Annotated in this window: 20 protein-coding genes and 1 pseudogene; 6 read left to right on the top strand and 15 right to left on the bottom strand. The window is 60.7% G+C overall.

Features of this window, described 5'->3' with window-relative positions:
- Window positions 1-185 precede the first annotated feature (185 nt).
- Window positions 186-530 (top strand): GIY-YIG nuclease family protein, encoded by a 345-nt coding sequence (locus CZ203_RS08030; RefSeq protein WP_087065607.1) that lies wholly within the window; start codon window positions 186-188, stop codon window positions 528-530.
- A 171-nt stretch (window positions 531-701) separates the two neighbouring features.
- Here the strand turns inward: CZ203_RS08030 and rlmD are convergent, their stop codons facing one another.
- Window positions 702-2,060, bottom strand: a complete 1,359-nt coding sequence (gene rlmD / locus CZ203_RS08025; RefSeq protein ID WP_087065606.1) for a 23S rRNA (uracil(1939)-C(5))-methyltransferase RlmD — start codon at window positions 2,058-2,060, stop codon at window positions 702-704.
- Window positions 2,061-2,064: 4 nt separating this feature from the next.
- Window positions 2,065-2,898, bottom strand: a complete 834-nt coding sequence (locus tag CZ203_RS08020) for a DUF3298 and DUF4163 domain-containing protein (RefSeq protein WP_087065605.1) — start codon at window positions 2,896-2,898, stop codon at window positions 2,065-2,067.
- Window positions 2,899-3,042: 144 nt separating this feature from the next.
- On the opposite strand from CZ203_RS08020, the gene CZ203_RS08015 reads away from it, so the two are divergent.
- On the top strand, window positions 3,043-3,282 hold the full coding sequence (locus tag CZ203_RS08015; RefSeq protein WP_087065604.1) for a hypothetical protein: 240 nt from the start codon (window positions 3,043-3,045) through the stop codon (window positions 3,280-3,282).
- 38 nt (window positions 3,283-3,320) lie between these two features.
- Here the strand turns inward: CZ203_RS08015 and CZ203_RS08010 are convergent, their stop codons facing one another.
- From CZ203_RS08010 to csaB, 13 genes are all read right to left on the bottom strand, one after another.
- Window positions 3,321-3,848 (bottom strand): hypothetical protein, encoded by a 528-nt coding sequence (locus tag CZ203_RS08010; protein WP_143436178.1) that lies wholly within the window; start codon window positions 3,846-3,848, stop codon window positions 3,321-3,323.
- A 21-nt stretch (window positions 3,849-3,869) separates the two neighbouring features.
- Window positions 3,870-5,120 carry a phosphoribosylamine--glycine ligase gene (gene purD / locus CZ203_RS08005; protein WP_087065602.1) on the bottom strand — a complete coding sequence of 417 codons (1,251 nt, stop codon included), beginning with the start codon at window positions 5,118-5,120 and terminating at the stop codon, window positions 3,870-3,872.
- Between the two features lie 23 nt (window positions 5,121-5,143).
- Entirely contained in the window at window positions 5,144-5,716 is a 573-nt protein-coding gene (locus CZ203_RS08000) for a hypothetical protein (RefSeq protein WP_207651264.1), read from the bottom strand.
- A gap of 28 nt (window positions 5,717-5,744) precedes the next feature.
- Entirely contained in the window at window positions 5,745-6,920 is a 1,176-nt protein-coding gene (locus CZ203_RS07995; RefSeq protein ID WP_087065600.1) for a phosphoribosylaminoimidazolecarboxamide formyltransferase, read from the bottom strand.
- Between the two features lie 19 nt (window positions 6,921-6,939).
- On the bottom strand, window positions 6,940-7,644 hold the full coding sequence (locus CZ203_RS07990) for an IMP cyclohydrolase (RefSeq protein WP_087065599.1): 705 nt from the start codon (window positions 7,642-7,644) through the stop codon (window positions 6,940-6,942).
- The gene (gene purN, locus CZ203_RS07985) at window positions 7,641-8,300 is read right to left on the bottom strand and encodes a phosphoribosylglycinamide formyltransferase (protein WP_087065598.1); all 660 of its coding nucleotides are present in this window, start codon (window positions 8,298-8,300) and stop codon (window positions 7,641-7,643) included. The genes CZ203_RS07990 and purN overlap by 4 nt, the downstream gene beginning before the upstream one ends.
- A 51-nt stretch (window positions 8,301-8,351) precedes the next feature.
- Window positions 8,352-9,389: a phosphoribosylformylglycinamidine cyclo-ligase gene (gene purM / locus CZ203_RS07980; RefSeq protein ID WP_087065597.1), complete on the bottom strand. Its 1,038-nt coding sequence runs from the start codon at window positions 9,387-9,389 to the stop codon at window positions 8,352-8,354.
- 116 nt (window positions 9,390-9,505) lie between these two features.
- Window positions 9,506-10,930, bottom strand: coding sequence for an amidophosphoribosyltransferase (locus tag CZ203_RS07975; protein ID WP_087065596.1), 1,425 nt, complete (start codon window positions 10,928-10,930; stop codon window positions 9,506-9,508).
- Between the two features lie 41 nt (window positions 10,931-10,971).
- Window positions 10,972-12,441: an amidophosphoribosyltransferase gene (gene purF / locus CZ203_RS07970; RefSeq protein WP_087065595.1), complete on the bottom strand. Its 1,470-nt coding sequence runs from the start codon at window positions 12,439-12,441 to the stop codon at window positions 10,972-10,974.
- A 97-nt stretch (window positions 12,442-12,538) separates the two neighbouring features.
- Window positions 12,539-13,249 (bottom strand): phosphoribosylaminoimidazolesuccinocarboxamide synthase, encoded by a 711-nt coding sequence (gene purC / locus CZ203_RS07965; RefSeq protein ID WP_087065594.1) that lies wholly within the window; start codon window positions 13,247-13,249, stop codon window positions 12,539-12,541.
- Between the two features lie 64 nt (window positions 13,250-13,313).
- Window positions 13,314-13,805, bottom strand: a complete 492-nt coding sequence (purE, locus tag CZ203_RS07960; RefSeq protein WP_200809458.1) for a 5-(carboxyamino)imidazole ribonucleotide mutase — start codon at window positions 13,803-13,805, stop codon at window positions 13,314-13,316.
- Window positions 13,806-14,200: 395 nt separating this feature from the next.
- Window positions 14,201-15,373: a glycosyltransferase gene (locus CZ203_RS07955; protein WP_087065593.1), complete on the bottom strand. Its 1,173-nt coding sequence runs from the start codon at window positions 15,371-15,373 to the stop codon at window positions 14,201-14,203.
- A 24-nt stretch (window positions 15,374-15,397) separates the two neighbouring features.
- Window positions 15,398-17,635, bottom strand: coding sequence for a polysaccharide pyruvyl transferase CsaB (gene csaB, locus CZ203_RS07950; protein WP_087065592.1), 2,238 nt, complete (start codon window positions 17,633-17,635; stop codon window positions 15,398-15,400).
- 485 nt (window positions 17,636-18,120) lie between these two features.
- Between csaB and CZ203_RS07945 the strand changes: the two genes are divergently transcribed.
- The 4 genes and pseudogenes from CZ203_RS07945 to CZ203_RS07930 form a co-directional block, all read left to right on the top strand.
- Complete coding sequence (locus CZ203_RS07945) at window positions 18,121-19,251, top strand: DUF6017 domain-containing protein (RefSeq protein ID WP_087065591.1); 1,131 nt, start codon at window positions 18,121-18,123, stop codon at window positions 19,249-19,251.
- Between the two features lie 101 nt (window positions 19,252-19,352).
- A complete protein-coding gene (locus tag CZ203_RS07940; protein WP_003819042.1) occupies window positions 19,353-19,565 on the top strand; it encodes a DUF5348 domain-containing protein in 213 nt (70 codons plus the stop codon).
- A gap of 42 nt (window positions 19,566-19,607) precedes the next feature.
- Window positions 19,608-20,084 (top strand): PcfB family protein, encoded by a 477-nt coding sequence (locus CZ203_RS07935; RefSeq protein WP_003509387.1) that lies wholly within the window; start codon window positions 19,608-19,610, stop codon window positions 20,082-20,084.
- Window positions 20,081-20,788, top strand: a pseudogene (locus tag CZ203_RS07930) (type IV secretory system conjugative DNA transfer family protein); the annotation flags it as partial. The gene CZ203_RS07935 and the pseudogene CZ203_RS07930, both read left to right, overlap by 4 nt.
- Window positions 20,789-20,930 lie beyond the last annotated feature (142 nt).

Below are 20,930 nucleotides of genomic sequence, written 5' to 3'. Positions count from 1 at the left end.
TTTTTCCGTTCGGTTTTTTAATTGCGCATGTCCCTGCATAGCCCTCGTTTCTTCAGAATACGAGAGCAGTTTATCATGTGTCTGCGCATATTGTCAAGCATTTTCTTGACACGCGCGTCACCTTTTGTTATACTGTATTTACTAAATTACTAATTTACTAATATTTTGTGAAGGAGGGATATCGCTTGGACAAACAGGACCGCCGCGATAAAATCGCCGCCTATAAGGCGCGCCCGGTCACGGGCGGGGTCTTTTGCATCAAAAACACAATAACCGGACGTATCCTGCTACAGGCGGCTACGGATTTGCACGGCTGCAAAAACCGGTTTGACTTCTCCCAAATGACCGGTTCCTGCATCGAGCACAGGCTGCAGCAGGATTGGAAGCAATATGGCGCACAGGCTTTCGCTTTTGAAATCCTGGATACCATGGAGAAGAAGGAGACCCAAACAGGCCGGGAGTTCCAGGACGACATTGACGCGCTGCTGGAAAGCTGGCGCGAAAAGCTGCAGGAAAACCCGCAGTATTAAAACACGGTCACAGTCACTGAATAGGAAAAGGGACGCCCTTAAAGGGCGTCCCTTTTCCTATGGATCGCGGGGATGGAATCCCCTTGCGGTTTGTCCCATCTGCGCGGCCGGCGCAGACACCGGGCATCCCGCGGGGGTTCCCCGCCTCCGTCCGTTAAAACCGGCGCGTTCTTACTTTTTCCGTGTGAGCAGCGCGACCGTCTCCACATGCGCCGTCCGCGGGAACAAATCAAACACGCGGCACCGTGCCGCGGTATACCCCTGCGCCTCTAAAAGCTTGATGTCGCGCGCAAGCGTCGCCGGGTCGCAGGAAACATAAACCACGCGCGCCGCCGCCAGCAGGCCGATCGCCCCGATTGCCGTATCGTCCAGCCCCTTGCGCGGCGGGTCGACCACCACCACATCCGGTGTGATCCCCTGCTGCGCGAGCATCCCGGCCGACTGCCCGGCGTCTGCGCAAATAAATTCCACATTGTCCAGGCCGTTGCGCCCCGCGTTTTCCCGCGCGTTCTCCACGGCTTCGGGGACGACCTCCACGCCAATCACCCGCGCGGCGCGGCGCGCCATCGCAAGCGTGATGGTGCCTGCGCCGCAGTAAAGCTCGACGACGGTCTGCGCACCGTCCAGCGCCGCATACTCGAGCGCGCATGCATAGAGCCGCTCCGCCTGCGCGTGGTTGACCTGATAAAACGACTGCGGGGATAGCCGGAATACATTGCCGCACAGGATATCCTCCAGCGTGGGTTCGCCCCACAGGGTAACCGTCTTTTTGCCCAAGATGGCGTTGCCGGGCTTGCGGTTGATATTGAGGACGATACCGACGAGCGACGGTATCTGCTCCGTCAGCAGGGACACCAGCGCCGCCTGTGCGGGCAGCTTGCCCGCCGCCGCGACAATACAGACATGGGCCTGCCCGCTTGCGTCGCCCACACGGACATATACGTGGCGCACAACGCCTTTACCGGAGGCCTCGTCATAGGCGGGCACATGGTTTTCGTCCATCCAGCGCCGCACGAGCGCGGCGGCCTGATCCGCCTTTTCCGATTGGATCCCGCAATGCGTAATCGGGACAATCTCATGGCTGCGCGCGCGGTAAAACCCGGTAACCGCGCCGTTTTCCCCCTGGCCGACCGGATATTGCGCCTTATTGCGGTAATGCATGGCCGAAGGCGCGCCGACGACGGCTTCCGCTTTCAGTTGCAGCCCGCCGATGCGCTGCAGCGCGTCTTCCACCTTTTTGCGCTTGGCGCGCAGTTCCTCTTCATACGAAATATGCTGCCAGCAGCAACCGCCGCACACGCCCGCATGCGGGCACGCCGGCTCGACCCGGCTCTTGGAGCGCACGACGACCTGCTCGATCCTGCCGAACGCCATCCGGCGGTTGACCTTGACGATCCGGATATCGCACTGATCGCCGACCGCGCCGCCCGGCACAAACACCGCGATCCCGCCGATCCGCGCAACCGCCGCGCCATCCGCGGTATAATCCACCAGTTCCGCCCGGTAAACCTTGTTTTTAATTAATTCCATCTGCTTATCCTTCAATATATTCTGGTTTTAAAATATCGGCCAGCTCGGAAAACGGGATGGTGAACTCCTGCGGCCCCGCGGCATACGGCGCGAGCGTATAGGTGGCGTAGGCCAATACAAGCGCAGGGTCGCCGGTGACATAAAACGCCGCCGGGTCAAACGTATCGGCCACGAGCTGGTCCGCGTTTTCATAATAGCCCGTCTGGCTGTACGGCCCGCGCGCGTCCATCTGCCCGCGCACGATGTCAAACAGCGTCTCCTGATAGCCTTCCCCCGTAAACAGGTCGCCCAGCATCACCTGGCTGCCGTCCCCCTTGCGGAAGGTCTCGCCCATGACCGTCTGGTTGCCGTGCGCGCCGCCGGTATACGTATCCGAAGTGCGCCGGACGGACAGGAATTCATCGTTATTGCAGGTGACCTCGTAGTTCTCACGTACTTGGTATGGCTCAAACCCGCCGCCGTCCTGCTGCCTCGCCTCGCGGTCCTCCTGCGCAAACGAGGCCAACTCGCCCTTCCACCAGGTCCGCTCCTTGGCATAAAGGTTATCGTAATATTTCTTGATGTTGGAATACGCGCCCTTATCCACATATTCCGCAAGCTGCGGCTTATGCACCTCAACCTGGAGCAGGACCGCGCCGTCCGTATCGTCCTTCAGCTCAAACTGCTCCACGCCCTCTTTTTCCGCTTCCGGCTGCTTTTCCGGCTCCTCCGTAATCACTTCGGGCGCCTTTTGCGGCACATCCGCCAGCGCTTGTTCCGTTTTGGGCTGTGCACAGCCTTCCACCAGGATGGCCATCAGCAGGCCGATTGTCAGGAAACAGGTTTTACAGCGATTCATGGACAGCGTCTCTCCCTTTAGGGCCGAAACCCGGTTGTTTATTAACAGTATATCATACTGCGCCCGCAAAGGAAACCATGTATTGTATAGGCGAGGACGGACGATACTATAGACAGCCTATGTATTTGGAAAGGAGCAAAAAATATGCCGACAAACAACGGGCGCCCGATGGAGGAAATGCCGGTCGGGCTGATGATGCAGATGGCGCACAACACGCGCGCCATGGACGGTTTCTTCTCCATGGACGGCGCCCGCCAGCAGGCGCTGCTCGACTATATCCGTTCCTCCCCCACGGGTGAGGAAGCCAAGAGCCGGATCGAGCACGCGGTCGAGTCCCTCGCCGACGCAAGCGATTTTAACCCCTACAACCACACAGAGCGCTGAAAAAAGGCCTTCCCCGGTTTCCCGGGGAAGGCCTTTTTTTACATTTTGGGCAGCAGTTCCTGCTCAACCGCCGCGTCCACATCCATGACGCCGTTCGCCACGGCGGCGAACGCATCAATGAAGCGGGTGACGCTTGCCAGCACCAGCGAAAGGTTGTCCGCCATAAAGGTGACCGCCTTTTCCAGCTCGTCCGTCACACGCAGCAGCGTGTTGTGCTTGAGGTAAAGCTGGCCGGCCGGTGCGAAATACCCGAACGCGCCGAGCGCGCAATAATCGTTGCAATATTCGCAGCATTTCTTGACTTCCCGCGCCTGCTCCTGCGGCAGGCCGGTAAACAGCGTCGCGTAAAACTGCATCAGCGCCACGTCCTCGCCCGGCAGCGGGATCGGGATGAAGCACATCTCGACCATGACCTCCTGCATAACCTTGCCGTTGCGCGTGGTCTCCACCCGCAGGATGGACGGGTGCGCGGGGTCGTCCGACTTCACGACTTCAGACCGGTAGCCGTTTTCCTTGAGCACGTCGGCCATACAGCCTAATAATTGTAACTGCTTTTCCTGTTCCACGGTATTCCCTGCCTTTTATTCTTATTTTACCCCGATGTCGGTGCGGAAATGCGCCTGGTCGAAATGGATTTTCCGCACGTCGGCATACGCCTTGCGGATCGCCTCGTCCAGCGTGGGCGCGGTCGCCGTCACGCCGAGCACGCGGCCGCCGTCCGTCACGAGCTTGCCGCCCTGCGCGGCGGTACCCGCATGGAAGACGATCGCATCCTGCACCGTGTCCAGCCCGGTGATCTCCTTGCCCTTTTCATAGGCCTTGGGATAGCCGCCGGACGCCATGACCACGCAGCAGGCCGCGTTATCCGCCCACTTGACCTCGATCTCGTCGAGCTTTCCGTCGATGACCGCGTTAAAGATATCGAACAGGTCGGTCTCGAGGCGGCACAGCACCGCCTGGGTCTCCGGGTCGCCGAAGCGCGCGTTGTATTCGATGACGCGGGGACCCTTGGGCGTCAACATCAGGCCGAAGTACAGCACGCCCTTAAAGGGGCGGCCTTCCTGCGCCATGGCCGCGACCGTCGGCTTGAAGATCGTCTCCATGCACTGCTGCGCAATTTCTTCCGTGTAAAAACGGGAAGGCGAAAACGCGCCCATGCCGCCCGTGTTCGGGCCTTCGTCGTGGTCGTAGGCGCGCTTATGATCCTGCGCGGACGGCATCGTCTTGAGCGTCTTGCCGTCCACGAACGCGAGCACCGAAACCTCCGGGCCGGTCAGGTATTCCTCAATGACCACGCGCGCGCCCGCGCCGCCGAACGCGCCGCCGTCGATCGCGTCGCGCACCGCGGCGACCGCCTCGTCCACGGTCATGGCCACGGTCACGCCCTTGCCGAGCGCCAGGCCGTCCGCCTTGACGACGATCGGCGCGCCCTGCTCCCGGATATAGGCCACCGCCTCGTCGGAGCTTTCAAACACCGCATACCCGGCTGTCGGGATGTTGTATTTTTGCATCAAATCCTTGGCAAAGGATTTGGAGCCTTCAATTACGGCCGCGTTTTTGCGCGGGCCAAAGGCGCGGAAGCCCGCCTCCTCCAGCGCGTCGACCATGCCGAGCGCGAGCGGGTCGTCCGGCGCGACCATGACAAGGTCGGGCGCGTTTTCGCGGCAGAACGCCAGGACGCCGTCGATATCGGTCGCCTTGATCGGGACGCACTCCGCGGCCTGCGCGATGCCGCCGTTACCCGGCGCGCACCACAGCTTGTCCACCTTGGGACTCTTCTTCAGCGTGTGGCAGATCGCGTGTTCACGCCCGCCGCCGCCGATTACCAATACTTTCATTTCGATTCCCTCTTCCTTACGTTTCAGCCCAAACGCCTGCGCGCCATCAGCAGATAACGCACCTGATAGATGAGCGCGCACACCGTGCAGGCAAAAGCGGCCACTGTGCCCAGCATCTGCGCCATGACGGAAGACGGCATGCGCGGCAGGACATAGAGGCATACGAACATCAGCGTTTCCCCCGCCGCAAAGCAGGCGATCCACCACAGCCCCAGCCGGCGCTCCCCGGCGGATGCGCCAGCCATTGCCAGCAGCCCGTCCACGCCGCCGTACACCGCGGCGTAGCACAGCGCCATCGCCAGCGCGGTCAGCACATAGAGCATCATGCCCGACACGCCGTCATACAGCAGCGGCAGCCCGTCCGCCACCACGCCGAACATCGCGCACATGATGGACACCGCAAACCACCGGCTGTCCGGCAGCAGCAGCGCGCTGCCCGCGATCGTCAGCAGGTATCCCGCGAGCGAGACCGCGCCGATGGCCGCGGGCGCAAACAGCGAGGACAGCGCGCTGCCCGCCAGGGGCACCAGCGTGCCGGCCAGCAGAAGCAGGATCGCCCTGCCCACGCGGGCTGAACCTTTCCTGTCCTGTTTCATCGCTTTTCCGTACGCGCGGCGGCGCGGCTCAATGGTGGAACAGGCGCATGCCGGTAAACGCCATTACAATGCCGTACTTGTTTGCCGTTTCAATGACGTTGTCGTCGCGGATGGATCCGCCCGGCTGTACGATGTACTGCACGCCGGACTTGCGCGCGCGCTCGACATTGTCGCCGAACGGGAAAAACGCATCCGAACCGACGGTCACGCCCGTGTTTTTCTTGATCCAGTCGAGGCGCTCCTCGCGCGTCAGCACGGGCGGCTTGGCCTTGAAGGTATTCTGCCAAACGCCCTCGGCCAGCACGTCCTCGTACTCGTCGGAGATGTAGACGTCGATCGCGTTGTCGCGGTCGGGGCGGCGGATGCCGTCCTTAAACTGCAGCGCCAGGACCTTGGGATGCTGCCGCAGGAACCAGCCGTCCGCCTTCTGCCCCGCGAGGCGGGTGCAGTGGATACGGCTCTGCTGGCCTGCGCCGACGCCGATCGTCTGGCCGTCCTTGACATAGCAGACCGAGTTGGACTGCGTGTACTTGAGCGTGATGAGCGCCAGGATCATATCGTGGCGCGCGGCCTCGGGCAGTTCCTTGTTTTCGGTCACGATATTGTGCAGCAGGCTTTCGGAAATCTCGTAATCGTTGTAGCCCTGCTCGAAGGTCACGCCGAAAATGTCGCGCTGCTCGATCGGCTTCGGGGTATAGCCCGGGTCGATCTTGACGACGTTATAGCCGCCCTTGCGCTTTGTTTTGAGGATTTCGAGCGCCTCCGCCGAGTAGGAGGGGGCGATAATGCCGTCGGACACCTCGCTCGCGAGGTATCTTGCGGTATCCGCGTCGCACTCGTCCGAAAGCGCCGCCCAGTCGCCGTAAGAGCACAGGCGGTCGGCGCCGCGCGCGCGGATATACGCGCAGGCGATCGGCGACAGTTCGCGGCCGTCCTCGACGAAATAAATCTGCTTTTCCGTATCGGTCAGCGGCTTGCCCAGCGCCGCGCCCGCGGGGGACACATGCTTGAAGGAGGCTGCGGCCGGCAGGCCGGTCGCCTTCTTCAGGGCTTTGACAAGCTGCCACGCGTTAAACGCGTCGCAGAAGTTGATGTAGCCCGGACGGCCGTTCAGCACTTCGATCGGCAGCTCGCCTTCGCTCATAAAAATGCGCGCGGGCTTCTGGTTCGGGTTACAGCCGTATTTTAACTCTAATTCCTGCATGACAAGGCTCCTTTCGGCGTTAGTGGTTCTTGTTCCAGACGACCCTGGACTGCCTGCCCGTGGCAAGCTCGGTATAGCACACATAGAGCGAAACCTTATTGTCCGCATTCAGGCTGTCCCACAGGCTGCGTGCAAACGTGCTTACATCGCCCTCGATGCGCACGGTCTTGGGTTCGCCCTCGAAGGACGGCAGCGGGTCGCCGTCTCCCATGTAGGTGTGGATAAAGTGGCCAAGCCCCGCGACCGGCTTGTCGTACTCGAAGAAGAAGCGCTTGCAGCAGGACGGGTCGCCGTCGAAGCTCTTGAGGATGGAAAGCTGGTAGCTGCCGTCCTTTTCCAGCACGCCGGAAATGCGGGGGGTGTAGTTCGGGCCGTCCGGCTCAAACTCGCGCGTGCGCAGCGCCTCTTCCGGCGCCTTGCCCGCCTTCATCCCCTCCCAGACCGTATCGGTCTGGTCGCCGTTCGTCACGATCAGGCGGCCGTCGTAAAGGCGCACCGGATGGTAAATGATGAGCGACGGGTCGACCATCTTGGAGGGGTCGAACGCCTCGGTGCGGATGCCGTCCTCCGTATCGGAGAAGATGCGGTTGCGGCTGTTTTCCGAACGCCCCATAATGAAGTACGCGGCGACCGCATACCGGTCGTCCGCCGTGCGGCCAAGCACGATGCCCCGGCCGGGATAGGCGTTGCCGCGCAGCTCTTCCGTAATATCTAAAATCTTCATCGGTTCTCTCCTTCGTTTTCGTCGTCGTCGGCAGCGGCGATATAGACCACGCCGTCCTGCACCGTGATGCGGCCTTCGCAGAACTGCGAGACCGCCCGCGGCAGCAGCACCCATTCCGCCTCGCGCATGACGCGCTTCTGCAAAACCTCTGGGGTGTCGCCCGGCTGCACCGCGACCGCCTTTTGTGCGATGATTTCGCCGCCGTCCACGACCTCTGATACGAAATGGACGGTTGCGCCGGTCACCTTGACGCCTTTTTGCAGCGCCGCCTCATGCACGCGCAGGCCGTAGAAGCCCTCGCCGCAGAAGGACGGGATCAGGGACGGGTGCACGTTGATGATGCGGTTCTGGAACCGGCGGCAGAACGCGTCCGACAGGACGGTCATAAAGCCCGCCAGCACGACCAGCCCGATGCCGAGCTGTTCCAGCAGGTCGCCGAGCGCCTCGCCGTACGCCTCCGCCGAGCCGTAATCGCGGCGGCGCATCACATATGTGGGGATAAATGCCTGCTTCGCGCGCGTGATCGCGTAAGCGTCGGGGCGGGACGCGACGACGGCGCAAATTTCGCCGTTTTTGATGTTGCCCGCGGCTTCCGCGTCAATCAGCGCCTGCAAATTGGTGCCGCCGCCGGAAACCAGGACTGCAATTTTAACCATGATGATGTTCCTTTGCTTTCTGCTCCTGCACGCCGTGCGTGCCCAAACCCTTTAGCGCAGCTCTACGCCCTTATCGCCTGCGACGCAGGCGCCGATCACATAGCCCTTTTCGCCCGCTTCCGCAATCGCCGCGAGCGCCTTGTCCGCGTCGTCCTTCGCGACCGCCATGACGAGGCCCGCGCCCATGTTGAAGGTATTGTACATGTCGCGCTCCGGGATTTTGCCGGTCTGCTGGATGAGGCCGAAGATCGGCGGCACCGGCATCGCGGCCTTTTCGATGTCCGCGCGCAGGCCGTCGCACAGCATGCGCGGCACGTTTTCATAAAAGCCGCCGCCCGTGATATGGCTGATCGCCTTGACGTCGGCCTTTGCCGCGACATGCTGGATCGCCTTGACGTAAATCTTGGTCGGGGTCAGCAGCTCTTCGCCCAGCGTCTTGCCGAACTCGTCGATATAGCGCTTGACCGACTTTTCGTTGATGCCCAGCGTCTTGCGCACCAGGGAATAGCCGTTGGAATGCACGCCGGAGGACGCGACGCCGATCAGCACGTCGTCCGCCGCGAGGCGGGAAGCGTCGATCATCTTGGCCTTGTCCACGATGCCGACGGAGAAACCGGCCATATCGTACTCATCCTCCGGGTAAAAGCCCGGCATTTCCGCGGTCTCGCCGCCGATCAGCGCGCAGCCCGCCTGGCGGCAGCCCTCCGCGATGCCCGCGACCATGGACGCGACCTTTTCCGGGTGGTTCTTGCCGACCGCAATATAGTCGAGGAAGAACAGCGGCTGCGCGCCGCAGCAGGCGATATCGTTGACGCACATCGCCACGCAGTCGATACCGACCGTGTCGTGCTTGTTCATTAGGAACGCCAGCTTGAGCTTCGTGCCCACGCCGTCGGTGCCGGACACGAGGATGGGGTCTTCCATGCCCTTGAAGTCCGGACGGAACAGGCCGCCGAAGCCGCCGAGCGTACCCATTACGCCCTTGGTAAAGGTGCTTTCGACCATCGGCTTCATCAGCTTGACGGCTTCGTAACCGGCGGTGACGTCTACGCCTGCCGCCTTGTAGCTTTCAGAACGGCTTTCATTCATAGTTATAACTCTCACTTTCTAAGGATCCGGCTGCCCACAAGGGGGCTGGCCGCGTTTATATCAGGCGGGCAAAGCCCGCAGCGTGGGATGCGTATCGGGAAGCTGCCGTGCGGTGGTCAGCCCTTGCCGTTCCAGCAGTAGGTGCACACCTTGTCGCGGTCCATGCCGATCGCCTCAAGCAGGCCGTTCAGCGACTGGTAGCCGAGCGAGCTGAAGCCGAACTTTTCGCAGATCGTCTTGAGCATGCACTGGCCGCGCTCGGTGTTCGCGTCCGCATATTCGTCCAGGTGCTCCTGCCCCTCGTCGCCCTCCAGCTCCTGCACGGTGCGGCGCGCGAGCAGCTCCATGTCGGAATTGCTCGAGGAGAAATTTAAGTACTTGCAGCCGTACATGATCGGCGGGCAGGCCGAACGCATATGGACCTCCTCCGCGCCCGACTCATACAGGAAGTCGACCGTTTCGTGGAGCTGCGTGCCGCGGACGATCGAATCGTCCACAAACAGCAGCTTTTTGCCTTCGATCAGCTCGGGGACGGGGATCTGCTTCATTTTGGCGACCTCGTTGCGGATCTTCTGGTTCGTCGGCATGAAGGAGCGCGGCCAGGTCGGGGTGTATTTGATGAACGGGCGGGCAAACGGGACGGTGCCCGCGTTGGCATAGCCGATCGCGTGCGGCACGCCGGAATCCGGCACGCCCGCGATATAGTCCAGCCGCTCGCTGTCAAAGCCGCGCGCCTTGTCCTCCCGCGCCAGGATCTGGCCGTTGCGGTATCGCATCAGCTCGACGTTGACGCCCTCGTAATTGGAGTTCGGGTAGCCGTAATACGTCCACAGGAAAGCGCAGATTTTCATCTCCTTGCCCGCGGGCGACAGCGTCTCAAACCCCTCCGCCGTCATCTTGACGATCTCGCGCGGGCCAAGCTCGTACGCGTCCTCGTACCCCAGCTTGCGGTAGGCGAAGGACTCGAATGAGACGCAGTACCCGTCCTCGCTTTTGCCGATCAGCACCGGCAGGCGGCCAAGGCGGTCGCGCGCAGCGATGATGCCGTCCTGCGTCAGCACCAGCACGGTCATCGACCCGTCGATCATCTCCTGCGCGTGCAGGATGCCGGAAACGAGGTCGTCCTTCTGGTTGATGAGCGCGGCGACGAGCTCGGTCTGGTTGACCTTCCCCGAACCCATGGCCATAAACTGGTGCCCATGGTCGGAAAAATACCGGCCGACCAGCTCCTCCGCATTGTTGATGATCCCGATCGTCGTCAGCGCGTACAGCCCCAGGTGCGAGCGCACGAGCAGCGGCTGCGGGTCGGTATCGCTGATGCAGCCGATGCCGCTGCATCCCTGGAATTCCGGCAAGTCCTTTTCAAACTTGGTGCGGAACGGGGTGTTTTCAATGTTGTGAATCTGACGCTGGAAGCCGTGCTCCCGGTCGTACATGAGCATACCGCCGCGGCGCGTGCCGAGGTGCGAGTGATAGTCCACGCCGAAGAAAATATCCAGCACGCAGTCCCGTTGCGAGGCTACGCCGAAAAATCCTCCCATAAGTTCTCCTTATCCAATTTTTACTTGTGCCGCCCGGCAGGTCAGCCCTGGCTGGGCAATTCACTTTCAAACATGTTTTTTTCAGCCTGCTCGGGCACGTCCACCGGGTATTTCCCGGAAAAACATGCGTCGCAGAAGCCGACCTTCGCGCCCAGCGCGATCTTGTGCGCCGCCTCGAGCGACAGGAAGCCGAGGCTGTCCACGCCGATGATCTGGCGCATTTCCTCCACCGTCCGCCCGTGCGCGAGGAGCTGCGTGCGCTCGGGGATATCGGTGCCAAAGAAGCACGGGTGCCGGAAGGGGGGCGCGGAAATACGCATATGCACTTCCTTCGCGCCCGCGTCGCGGATGAGCTTAACCAGGCGCGCGCAGGTCGTGCCGCGTACGATGGAGTCGTCCACCATGATGACGCGCTTGCCCGCGACCGCCTCGCGCAGCGCGTTGAGCTTGAGGCGCACCGAGCGTTCGCGCTTTTCCTGCCCGGGCTGGATGAAGGTGCGGCCGATATACCGGTTTTTGATCAGGCCGACGCCATATGGGATGCCCGAACACTTGGCGTAGCCGATGGCCGCCGGGATGCCGGAATCCGGCACGCCGATGACGACGTCCGCGCCGACCGGGTGCTCGATGGAAAGGTACTTTCCCGCCTCCTGCCGCGCCAGCTCTACGCTCGCGCCGTCGATCACCGAATCCGGGCGGGCGAAATAGATATACTCGAATACGCAGGCCGAGGTCTTTGCCTCGACGCCGCAGTGCAGGCTCTTGAGCTTGCCGTCCTCGACCACGCAGACCTCGCCGGGTTCCACGTCGCGGACAAACGCCGCGCCGAGCGCGTCGAGCGCGCAGGTCTCGGATGCGAAAATATAGGCGCCCTCCGGCGATTTGCCGATGCAGAGCGGGCGGAAGCCGTGCGGGTCGCGCGCGGCGAGCAGCTTGCGGGGCGACATGATGACAAGGGAGTACGCCCCCTTGATCACCTTCATGGTGTTCACGACCGCCTCCTCGATCGAGCCGACCTTGAGGCGTTCGCGCACGATGGTGTAGACGAGCACCTCGGAATCGTTCGAAGAACGGAAAATGCCGCCTCCAAGCTCAATTTCGCGGCGCAGCTCGCCTGCGTTGACCAGGTTGCCGTTATGCGCCACCGCCAGGTTGCCCTTGACGTGGGTGATCGCAATGGGCTGCGCGTTTTCGCGGCTCTGCTTGCCGGTTGTCGAGTAGCGGACATGGCCGACCGCCATCTGCCCCGGCATGGCGTCCAGCGTCTCCTGGTTAAACACGTCGTTTACCAGGCCGACGTCCTTATGGCAGTGGATCACGCCCTTGTTATTCACCGCGATGCCGGCGGCCTCCTGGCCGCGGTGCTGCAGGGCGAACAGGGCGACGTACGCCTCGTGCGCGGGGCTGGCTTCCGAGCCGGCAGGGAGGGAAATGCCGAAAACGCCGCATTCCTCATGGATGGCATCCGCGTCCCAGGGGGTACGCGGGGATTTCTTGATACGATATTTCATGCTAACCTCGGTTCAGGGTAAGGAATAAGAAAATGGACAATGAAATACGTTTTGCATTGTCCATTCCCCTTGTTGCTTTTCTTTGTGCCCGTCCTGCTTAGTTGCCCATCAGGCGGCGCATAATTTCCTGGTAAGCGTCCTCTACGCCGCCCATATCGCGACGGAAACGGTCCTTATCCAGCTTCTCCTTGGTATCCTTGTCCCACAGGCGGCAGGTATCCGGGGAGATTTCATCCGCCAGGACGATCTTGCCGTCCGCAGTCTTGCCGAACTCCAGCTTGAAATCGACCAGGATCACGTTGAGGGAGTCGAAATAGGCCTTCATGACCTCGTTGACCTTGAACGCCATGGACTTGATCAGGTCGATCTCCTCCTGGGTGGCGAGCTTCAGCGCGAGCGCATGATAGTCGTTAATCAGCGGGTCGCCCAGGTCGTCGTCCTTATAGGAAAACTCGATGGTCGGCGTGTCGAACACGATGCCTTCCTCTACGCCGTAGCGCTTGGCAAAGGAGCCGGCGGAAATGTTGCGGATGATGACCTCGAGCGGTACGATCTGCACCTTCTTGACCACGGTCTCGCGCTCGGAGAGCTGCTCGACAAAGTGGGTCGGCACGCCCTGCTTCTCCAGCAGCTGGAACATGTGGTTGGACATGACGTTGTTGATAACGCCCTTGCCCGCGATCTGTCCCTTTTTCTGGCCGTTGAATGCGGTCGCGTCGTCCTTGTAATCGACGATCACGAGCGCCGGGTCGTCGGTCGCGAATACCTTCTTGGCCTTGCCTTCATAAAGCTGTTCTTTCTTCTCCATGGTATTTTCTCCTTTTCCAAAGCGTAAAATTGTATATAAACTTAACTTTTGGGGCCTGTCCCGTTTACGCGAATTGCGCGCGCACCTTTTCGTCCTTCGCCGCGACCTCGCCCGCCATATCGGCCTTGAACTGCGCCAGCTTGTCCGCGAGCGCCGCGTCGGACAGCGCCAGCATCTGCGCCGCCAGGATCGCCGCGTTGTCCGCGCCGTCGACCGCGACGCAAGCGACCGGAATGCCCTTGGGCATCTGCACCATGGACAGCAGGCTATCCAGCCCGCCCATCATCGAGGTCTTGATCGGCACGCCGATGACCGGGAGCGTCGTGTAGGCCGCGAGTACGCCGCCGAGGTGCGCCGCCTTGCCGGCCGCCGCGATGATCACGCCGAAGCCGTCCGCCGCCGCGTTTTTCGCAAGCTGCTCCGCCGCCGCGGGCGTGCGGTGCGCGGAAATGACGCGCACTTCAAACGGGATGCCGAACTTTTCAAGACGCTTAGCGCAGCCCTCCATCACGCCCAGGTCGGAATCCGAACCCATTACGATACATACCTTCTTCATAATATTTTTCTCCTTCCATCCGTCGTGCGCCCGCCCATCCGGGGCGCTAGAAAACAAAAAAGCAGGACGTAATTTTGGTTGCAAACGTCCTGCTTTGATTTTTTATATACTTGTGCCATAGTTGGAGCGACGCTTACGCAGGCGCGCATGGGTACACTTCTGCCAAGGGGCCAGAAAAAATACACAAAGCGCCACAACGCCACTTCCTTCCCACAGTTGTTGCTTCCCAGAGGGGAATACAGTTATATTTTATATGACCTTTGGCACCCTTGCAAGGGTTTACGCACTCTTTTCAAAAGATTGTTTAAATTGTTCAACCGCTGTCCGAAAACCCGGCTTTTTGTCGCCTTTTTGCCGAACCGGCGCCGCGCCGCTTTTCCCGCACGGGCGCCCGCTCACTCCGGCTGCAAAACGCCGTTTGCGTACAGCACGCCTTCCATCTGGCGCACGCGCTCCGTCCAGGAGCACTGTTCCCCGTACTGCAGGCGCTTTTGCACCTTTTCGGGGTCGTTTTCGGACGCGGCCGCATCGCAAAGGGACAAAAACTCTTCCGGGCCGCGCGCGATATAGACCACGTCGGCAAAATCCTCCACCTGGAGCGGTTCCCGCGTCGACACCACCGGCTTGCCCGTGGCCAGGTACTCGTAAAATTTGAGCGGCGACACGTCGCGGCTGAGCGCGCCCTCCCGGAAAACGTTGAGGCAGACGTCAAACTGCGCGATATAGGCCGGCAGCTCCGGCTGCGGCACCAGGCCGTGGAAAACGATGTTCGGATACTTTTTCAGATGGTCGAGATTGACGCCGGGCAGCGTGCGGCCGATCAAAAAGACCGTTGCGTCCGGGCGTGCCGCGGCGAGCTTTTCCACCAGGCTGTAATCGATACACTCCTGCAGCATGCCAACAAAGCCGTATACCGGGTGCTTCAGGCCGCGCATCGGCTCCGGGCACGGCAGGCTGCCGCGCTCCGCCTGTACCTTGGAAAAAATCTCATACGCCGCGCCGTTCGGGATCATCTGCGCGCCCGGGCTCAGCTTTTGCAGGGTCTCATGCAGTCCGACCGCCGTGGAAAAGACCTGATCCGCCGCCGTGGCAAGGTCGCGCTCCATCCCGTCTACGACCGCGGGGGTAATATGCCCCTTGTAGGCCGAGTGCCGGTCGACGCAGTCGTACACCAGCTTGCCGTGCGGCACATGCGCCACGATATCCGCCGAGGACGGCGAGTAGCACCACAGGACGGCCTCGTTGCCGAAGCCGTGTTCCGCCATCTTGCGGCGCACGTAGCGCGCCTGGCGCTTCTGGTTCAGCCGGTTGACCCAGCGGAACTTATTAAAAAAAGGGAGCACCGGCGGCAGGGCGTAGACCGTGATATTGTCCTGCACCTTTTCGCCCGGCGCCCTGTGCATGGACAGGCGCGCGCGGCACTTCTTGTCCTTGAGCGGCGCGATGACCGATACCGGCGGGTCAAAATACAGGATTTCTGCATTGCGCAGGCGGTTCATGACGTTCTGCTTGCGCGTGGGCAACGGATGGTAATTTGTGGTCGACAGGCACACGATATGGTTCTTCATCTTTTCCAGTCCTCTTGTTTCTTTTTACTTCACGGTGCCGAGATCGAGCAGCCGCTTCGCGCCCGCCGTATTCTCATGCTCCCGCTGGCGCAGCAGCACCGCCATGCGCTGCACCTCGGCATCGAGCGCGCCCGAAACGCACTCGTCGATCAGCGGCTTCATCGCCTCCGCGGTCACATCGGTCAGCTGGATGCAGGTGCGGCTGCCGATGTATTTCAGGAACCCGTCCACCTTGATATCGTACGACATACCGATGACCGGCACGCCGTGCCCCGCGGAGAACATCAGCGAATGCAGGCGGATGCCGACCACGGCCTGCATCCGCGACAGGATGCCGATCGTCATCTCGATGGGCTGGCGCGTATCAATCGTGTAGTGCGGGCAGTGCAGCTTTTCGGCCACGCGCTGGGCGGGGTAAAGGTCGCTCGGGAACTCGATCGGCACGAAAAGCGGGATCAGGCCATGCTTTTCGTAGGCGTAATCGGCGGCCTCGGCAATTTCGCCGAGCACGCCGTCCAGCCCCTTCCAGTTGCGCAGGCCGAAGCCGATGTAGCGCCCTTCCGGCGGGATGCCGAGCGCCTCGAGCGTCAGGTCGACGGTCTCGCGGGGCGTGGGCTCCAGGATAATGGTCGGGTCCGCCGACAGGCGGATGTCCGGCCGCGTGATGCCCATGCGCGTCAGCTCGCCGCGCGAAAGGTCGTCGCGCAGCGTGATCAGGTCAACCGCGCGGTTGATCGCCTTGGCCGCCGCGCGGCGGTTTGCGGGGCGGTTGATCGGGCCGATGCCGCAGCCGTACATCATGACGCGGCAGCCCATGGACTTGGCCGCACGCAGGGTGTACAGGTAATAGTGCAGCGAACGGGTCGAGGTCACGTCCTGCATCAGGCTGCCGCCGCCGTTGATATAGAGCGCCGAGCGACGGAAACGGTGCAGCACCGCGGGCACATTAAAGGTATACATGGCGTTGGTACGGTAGACGACGCGCGTCTCCTTCGGGCGGCGGGACATGACCCAGATCGGCCGCGTCGGGTCGATCTCGCGCACCTCCTGCACGATGGCTTTGAGGATCGCGTCGTCGCCCGCGTTGCCCTTGCCATACGCGCCGCAGATGACCACGCCGGCGCGGCGAGCCTTGGGCTGGTGGAACAACTCGAGCACACGCTCATAATTGTGGATCTGCGTGTCGCACATGGTCTGCAGCGAAAATTCGCGCGACGCCTTTTCGTAGAGCAGCCCGGCAAAGCGGCGGCGCATTTCCGGGTCGTTTGCCAGGCGCGCCATATATTTTGCGAGCGCGCCGTCGTCGCCCGGCTGGAAGATGAAGCCGTTTTCGCCCGCGTCGATCAGGTCGGGCATGCCGCCGACGTCCGAGCAGATCGTCGCGCAGTGCTCCCGCACGCCCTCCAGGATGGAGTACGGGAAGGTTTCCGATAGCGACGACAGGAGGTTGATATCCATGCACGCAAAATACTGCGGCACGTCGGTCACCCACCCGCAGAAGGTGATGCGGCTGTCCGCGCCGAGCTGCTTGGCAAGCTTGCGCAGCATGTCCTCGTCCTCGCCGTCGCCCGCGATAAACAGGCGGAGCTGCGGCGCTTCCTGCAGCGCCTTCGCGAAGGCGCGCACCGTGGTCGCGATATCCTTCACCGCGGTCAGGCGCGCGGCGATGCCGCAGAGCACGTCGCCCGGCCCGATTTCCACACCCCACTTTTCACGGATATAGGCGGCGCGGTCCAGCCCTTCGACCGAGCCGTCGAAATCCATGCCGTTATAAATCGTCACCATGCGCTCCGGGTCAAAGCCGCGCGCAATCAGCGTGCGCGCCATCCGGTCGGCCACGGGCTGGTAAAAATCCAGGAAACGCAGCGCCACCGCATTGAGCGTGCCGCGCGTCATCTGCTTGAACGGCGACCCGAGGTAATCGAGCCGGTAATCCGAGTGCACGGTCGTCATGACCGGGATCTGGCGCTTGGCGCGCGCCATCGCCCCCATGAGGTTGGCCTTCGCGCCGTGGCAATGGATCACGTCCGGCTGGAACGCGTCGACCACGCGCAGCAGCTCGCGGCGGCACTTGAACGGGCTCATGTGCTCGATCACCGTGACCGGCACGCCGCGCGCCGCCGCCTCCTGCGGGAACGGGCCGTCCCGGAACGAGACCAGGTGCACCTCGTGCCCCCGGCCGCGCAGGGCGGTTATAATAGACATGATATGGGTTTTGGCGCCGCCGACGTCGCCGCCGCCCATCATATGAAGCAGTTTCATGGTCCCTCCCAGTTGTGGAAACCGGCGCAGGCCGCCGGCGTCCAGATAGAATCATTATACAACGCTTTTTCCCGCATTGCAAAGCCTGTTTGACGCTCCAAAGCGCGGCATGGTATAATGTCCGAAACGCGCCCATTATGCAAATGCCTTCATAATTATGCCAAATACGGCGTGCCCGTGGCCGTCGGCATTTTATTTGCCCCGCGACGGGGGATACTGCAATTGTTCACAGAACAACTCTGATTATCTCCAAAAAGCCCGGGAATACGGGCATTTCACGGGATATAAGAACTGAATTTACTACCGATTTACTACTTTCGGATTGAGCTTTGACACGCTTCTGCCTCCCGTGAAGCCCACCACCCAAATAGTGACACATCGAAAATTGAATACGACACCGCAGACAGCGGCGTTCTCTTTTCCCCTTTGGAGAGATCAGGACGCCGCTTTTTTTGCGCCCAAAACCAGAAAGGAGGCGACCGCCTATGTACTTTACTTCCGGCAGTGACCGGGCCTTTGAACAGCTCATGCAGACGAGGCCGGGCGCAGATCATTTTGACAGCGGCGAGGCCGGAGCGCCGGAGGACTGCGGCACCTGCCGTTTCTACCGCCCGCACTGGAAGTACCAGTTTTGTGTGTATGAGGAATGTCCCTACCAGCCGGGCAAGCTCACCGCCCTTGACGGCGCGGTGAAATTTCAAGTGAAAGGAGTGGACGACGAGATGGCAGTTTTTCGAGTGGAGAAAAACCGGGGCTACACAGTGATGTCCAACCACCACCTGCGGAACAAGGACTTGTCCCTGAAAGCCAAGGGCCTGCTGTCGCAAATGCTGTCCTTGCCGGAGGATTGGGATTTTACGCTGAAAGGCTTGTCCCGTATCAACCGGGAGCAGATCGACGCGATCCGGGCGGCGGTTAAGGAGCTGGAACAGGCGGGCTATATCGTGCGTTCCCGTGAGCGTGACAGCCAAGGCCGCCTGCGCGGGGCGGATTACATCATTTACGAACAGCCCCAGCCTGTGCCGGATTTACCTACATTGGAAAATCCAACGCAGGAAAAGCCTACGCAGGAAAAACCAACGCAATTAAATAAAGATAGATCAAGTAAAGAGAAATCAATTACGGATGGATCAAATACCGATTCCATTCCTATCCTTTCCCCTCCCTCTCCTTTGGGGGAAGAAGCGGCTGCGCCGCCGGAACGGAAAGGAACGGGAGCGAAATCACAAAGCGCCGTAGAGATTTATCGGGAGATCATCAAGGACAACATCGAGTATGAACACCTTTGCCAGTATGCCAAGGGGATTGACCGGGATATGCTGGACGAGATCGTGGACTTGCTGGTGGAAACCGTATGCAGCGCCCGAAAGACCATCCGCATTGCCGGGGACGATTACCCCGCTGAGCTGGTGAAATCCAAGCTGATGAAACTGGACAGCTCTCACATTGAGTTTGTCTTTGACTGTATCAGCAAAAACACCACGGAAATACGGAACATCAAAAAATACCTGCTGGCGGTTCTGTTCAACGCCCCAAGCACCATCAACGGCTATTACACGGCGCTGGTGGCCCATGACATGAACACAGGCAGTTGGGGAACCCCGCAAAATCGGTGATTTTGTGGGGAGAGGAGAAACAGCGAAATGAGCGAGCTTTTCACGCTTGCGTGGAAACAAGCGATATGGAGCTTGTGACGACGAGAAAGGAGGACGGCCCTATGAAACAGGGCGCTTTGATTTTTGACGAGCAGACAGACCGCTACGACATCCGCTTTGACCTTGCGGACTATTACGGCGGCCTGCACTGCGGAGAAACTTTTGATGTGATGGTGGGCGGCAGATGGAGGCCGACCCGCATTGAAATGGCCGAGAACTGGTATCTGGTGGGAATCCATGCCGACGACCTCTCCGGCCTGCGGGTGCGGATTTAAGCCATCCGCCTGCCTGCTGACTTTCCAAAGGAGGGATAGCAGTTGCAGGAAGAAGTAGACCAGAAAACCATAGCGTTAGCGGTTAAGACGGGCAAGCTCACCGCCCAAGTGCTGCAAGCGGCCATCCGAAAATATCTGGCCGCCCGGCAGAAAGGGACGGGCAAGGCCCATCACGGCCAGCAGAGCTTGCGGCAGCTCAAAAAGGACGGTTCCGCCCTGTCCAACATTGAGATTACCGACGCCAACATTGGCTTATTTAAGCCCTGCGCCAAGAAATACGACATTGATTTTACCTTGCGGAAAGACCGCACTACCCATCCGCCCCGGTATATCGTGATCTTCAAATCCAAGCAGGCGGACAATCTGGAACAGGCGTTTAAGGAGTTTACGGCCAAGAAGCTCAAACAGCAGGAACGCCCCTCCATCCGAAAGACCCTTGCCGTCCTGAAAGAAAAGGCGGCGGCCAGAAGCAGCCAGCAGGCCAAGGAGAAAATCAAGGAAAGGGGGCTGTCACGATGAAGCCGGAAATGAAAAAGCTGATAATCGCCAACCTGCCCTACCTGTTGTTTGTTTACCTGTTCGGCAAGCTGGGACAGACCTACCGGCTGGCGGCTGGGGCGGATTTGCCGGAAAAGCTGCTGCACCTTGCGGACGGCTTTTCCCTTGCCTTTGAAAGCGCCGCCCCCAGCTTCCACCTGTTCGATCTGGCGGTGGGCGTGGCCGGTGCGGTGGCACTGCGGCTGATGGTGTACTGCAAAAGCAAGAACGCCAAGAAATACCGCCGGGGCGTCGAGTACGGCAGCGCCCGTTGGGGCGGCCCCAAAGATATAGCCCCGTACATCGACCCGGTGTTTGACAACAACATCCTCCTGACCCAGACGGAACGCCTCACCATGAACAACCGGCCCAAAGACCCCAAGACCGCCCGGAACAAAAATGTGCTGGTGATCGGCGGTTCCGGCAGCGGCAAGACCCGGTTCTTTGTGAAGCCCAACCTTATGCAGTGCGTGTCCAAGGACTACCCGACCTCATTCGTGATTACTGACCCGAAAGGAAGTCTGATTGGCGAAGTGGGCCAGCTCCTTGTGCGGTGCGGCTACCGGGTAAAAGTGCTGAATACCATTAACTTTTCCAAGAGTATGCGCTACAACCCGTTTCGCTACATCCATTCCGAAAAGGACATTTTGAAGCTGGTAAACACGCTGATCTGCAACACCAAGGGCGCGCGCCCAGATAGGGCGTAGTAAGAAGTAGAATCAGGCACTACCCACTCAGATAACAGTGGAAACGACCCGCCTAACCGATAGGCGAAAGCTGATGCGGGACCATAGCATGGCGGGAAAGCGATAAGTTGCTCTATACACA

The organism is Intestinibacillus massiliensis (assembly GCF_900155735.1).
GTDB lineage: Bacteria > Bacillota > Clostridia > Oscillospirales > Butyricicoccaceae > Intestinibacillus > Intestinibacillus massiliensis.
This window is presented reverse-complemented; position numbering and strand designations above follow the sequence as displayed.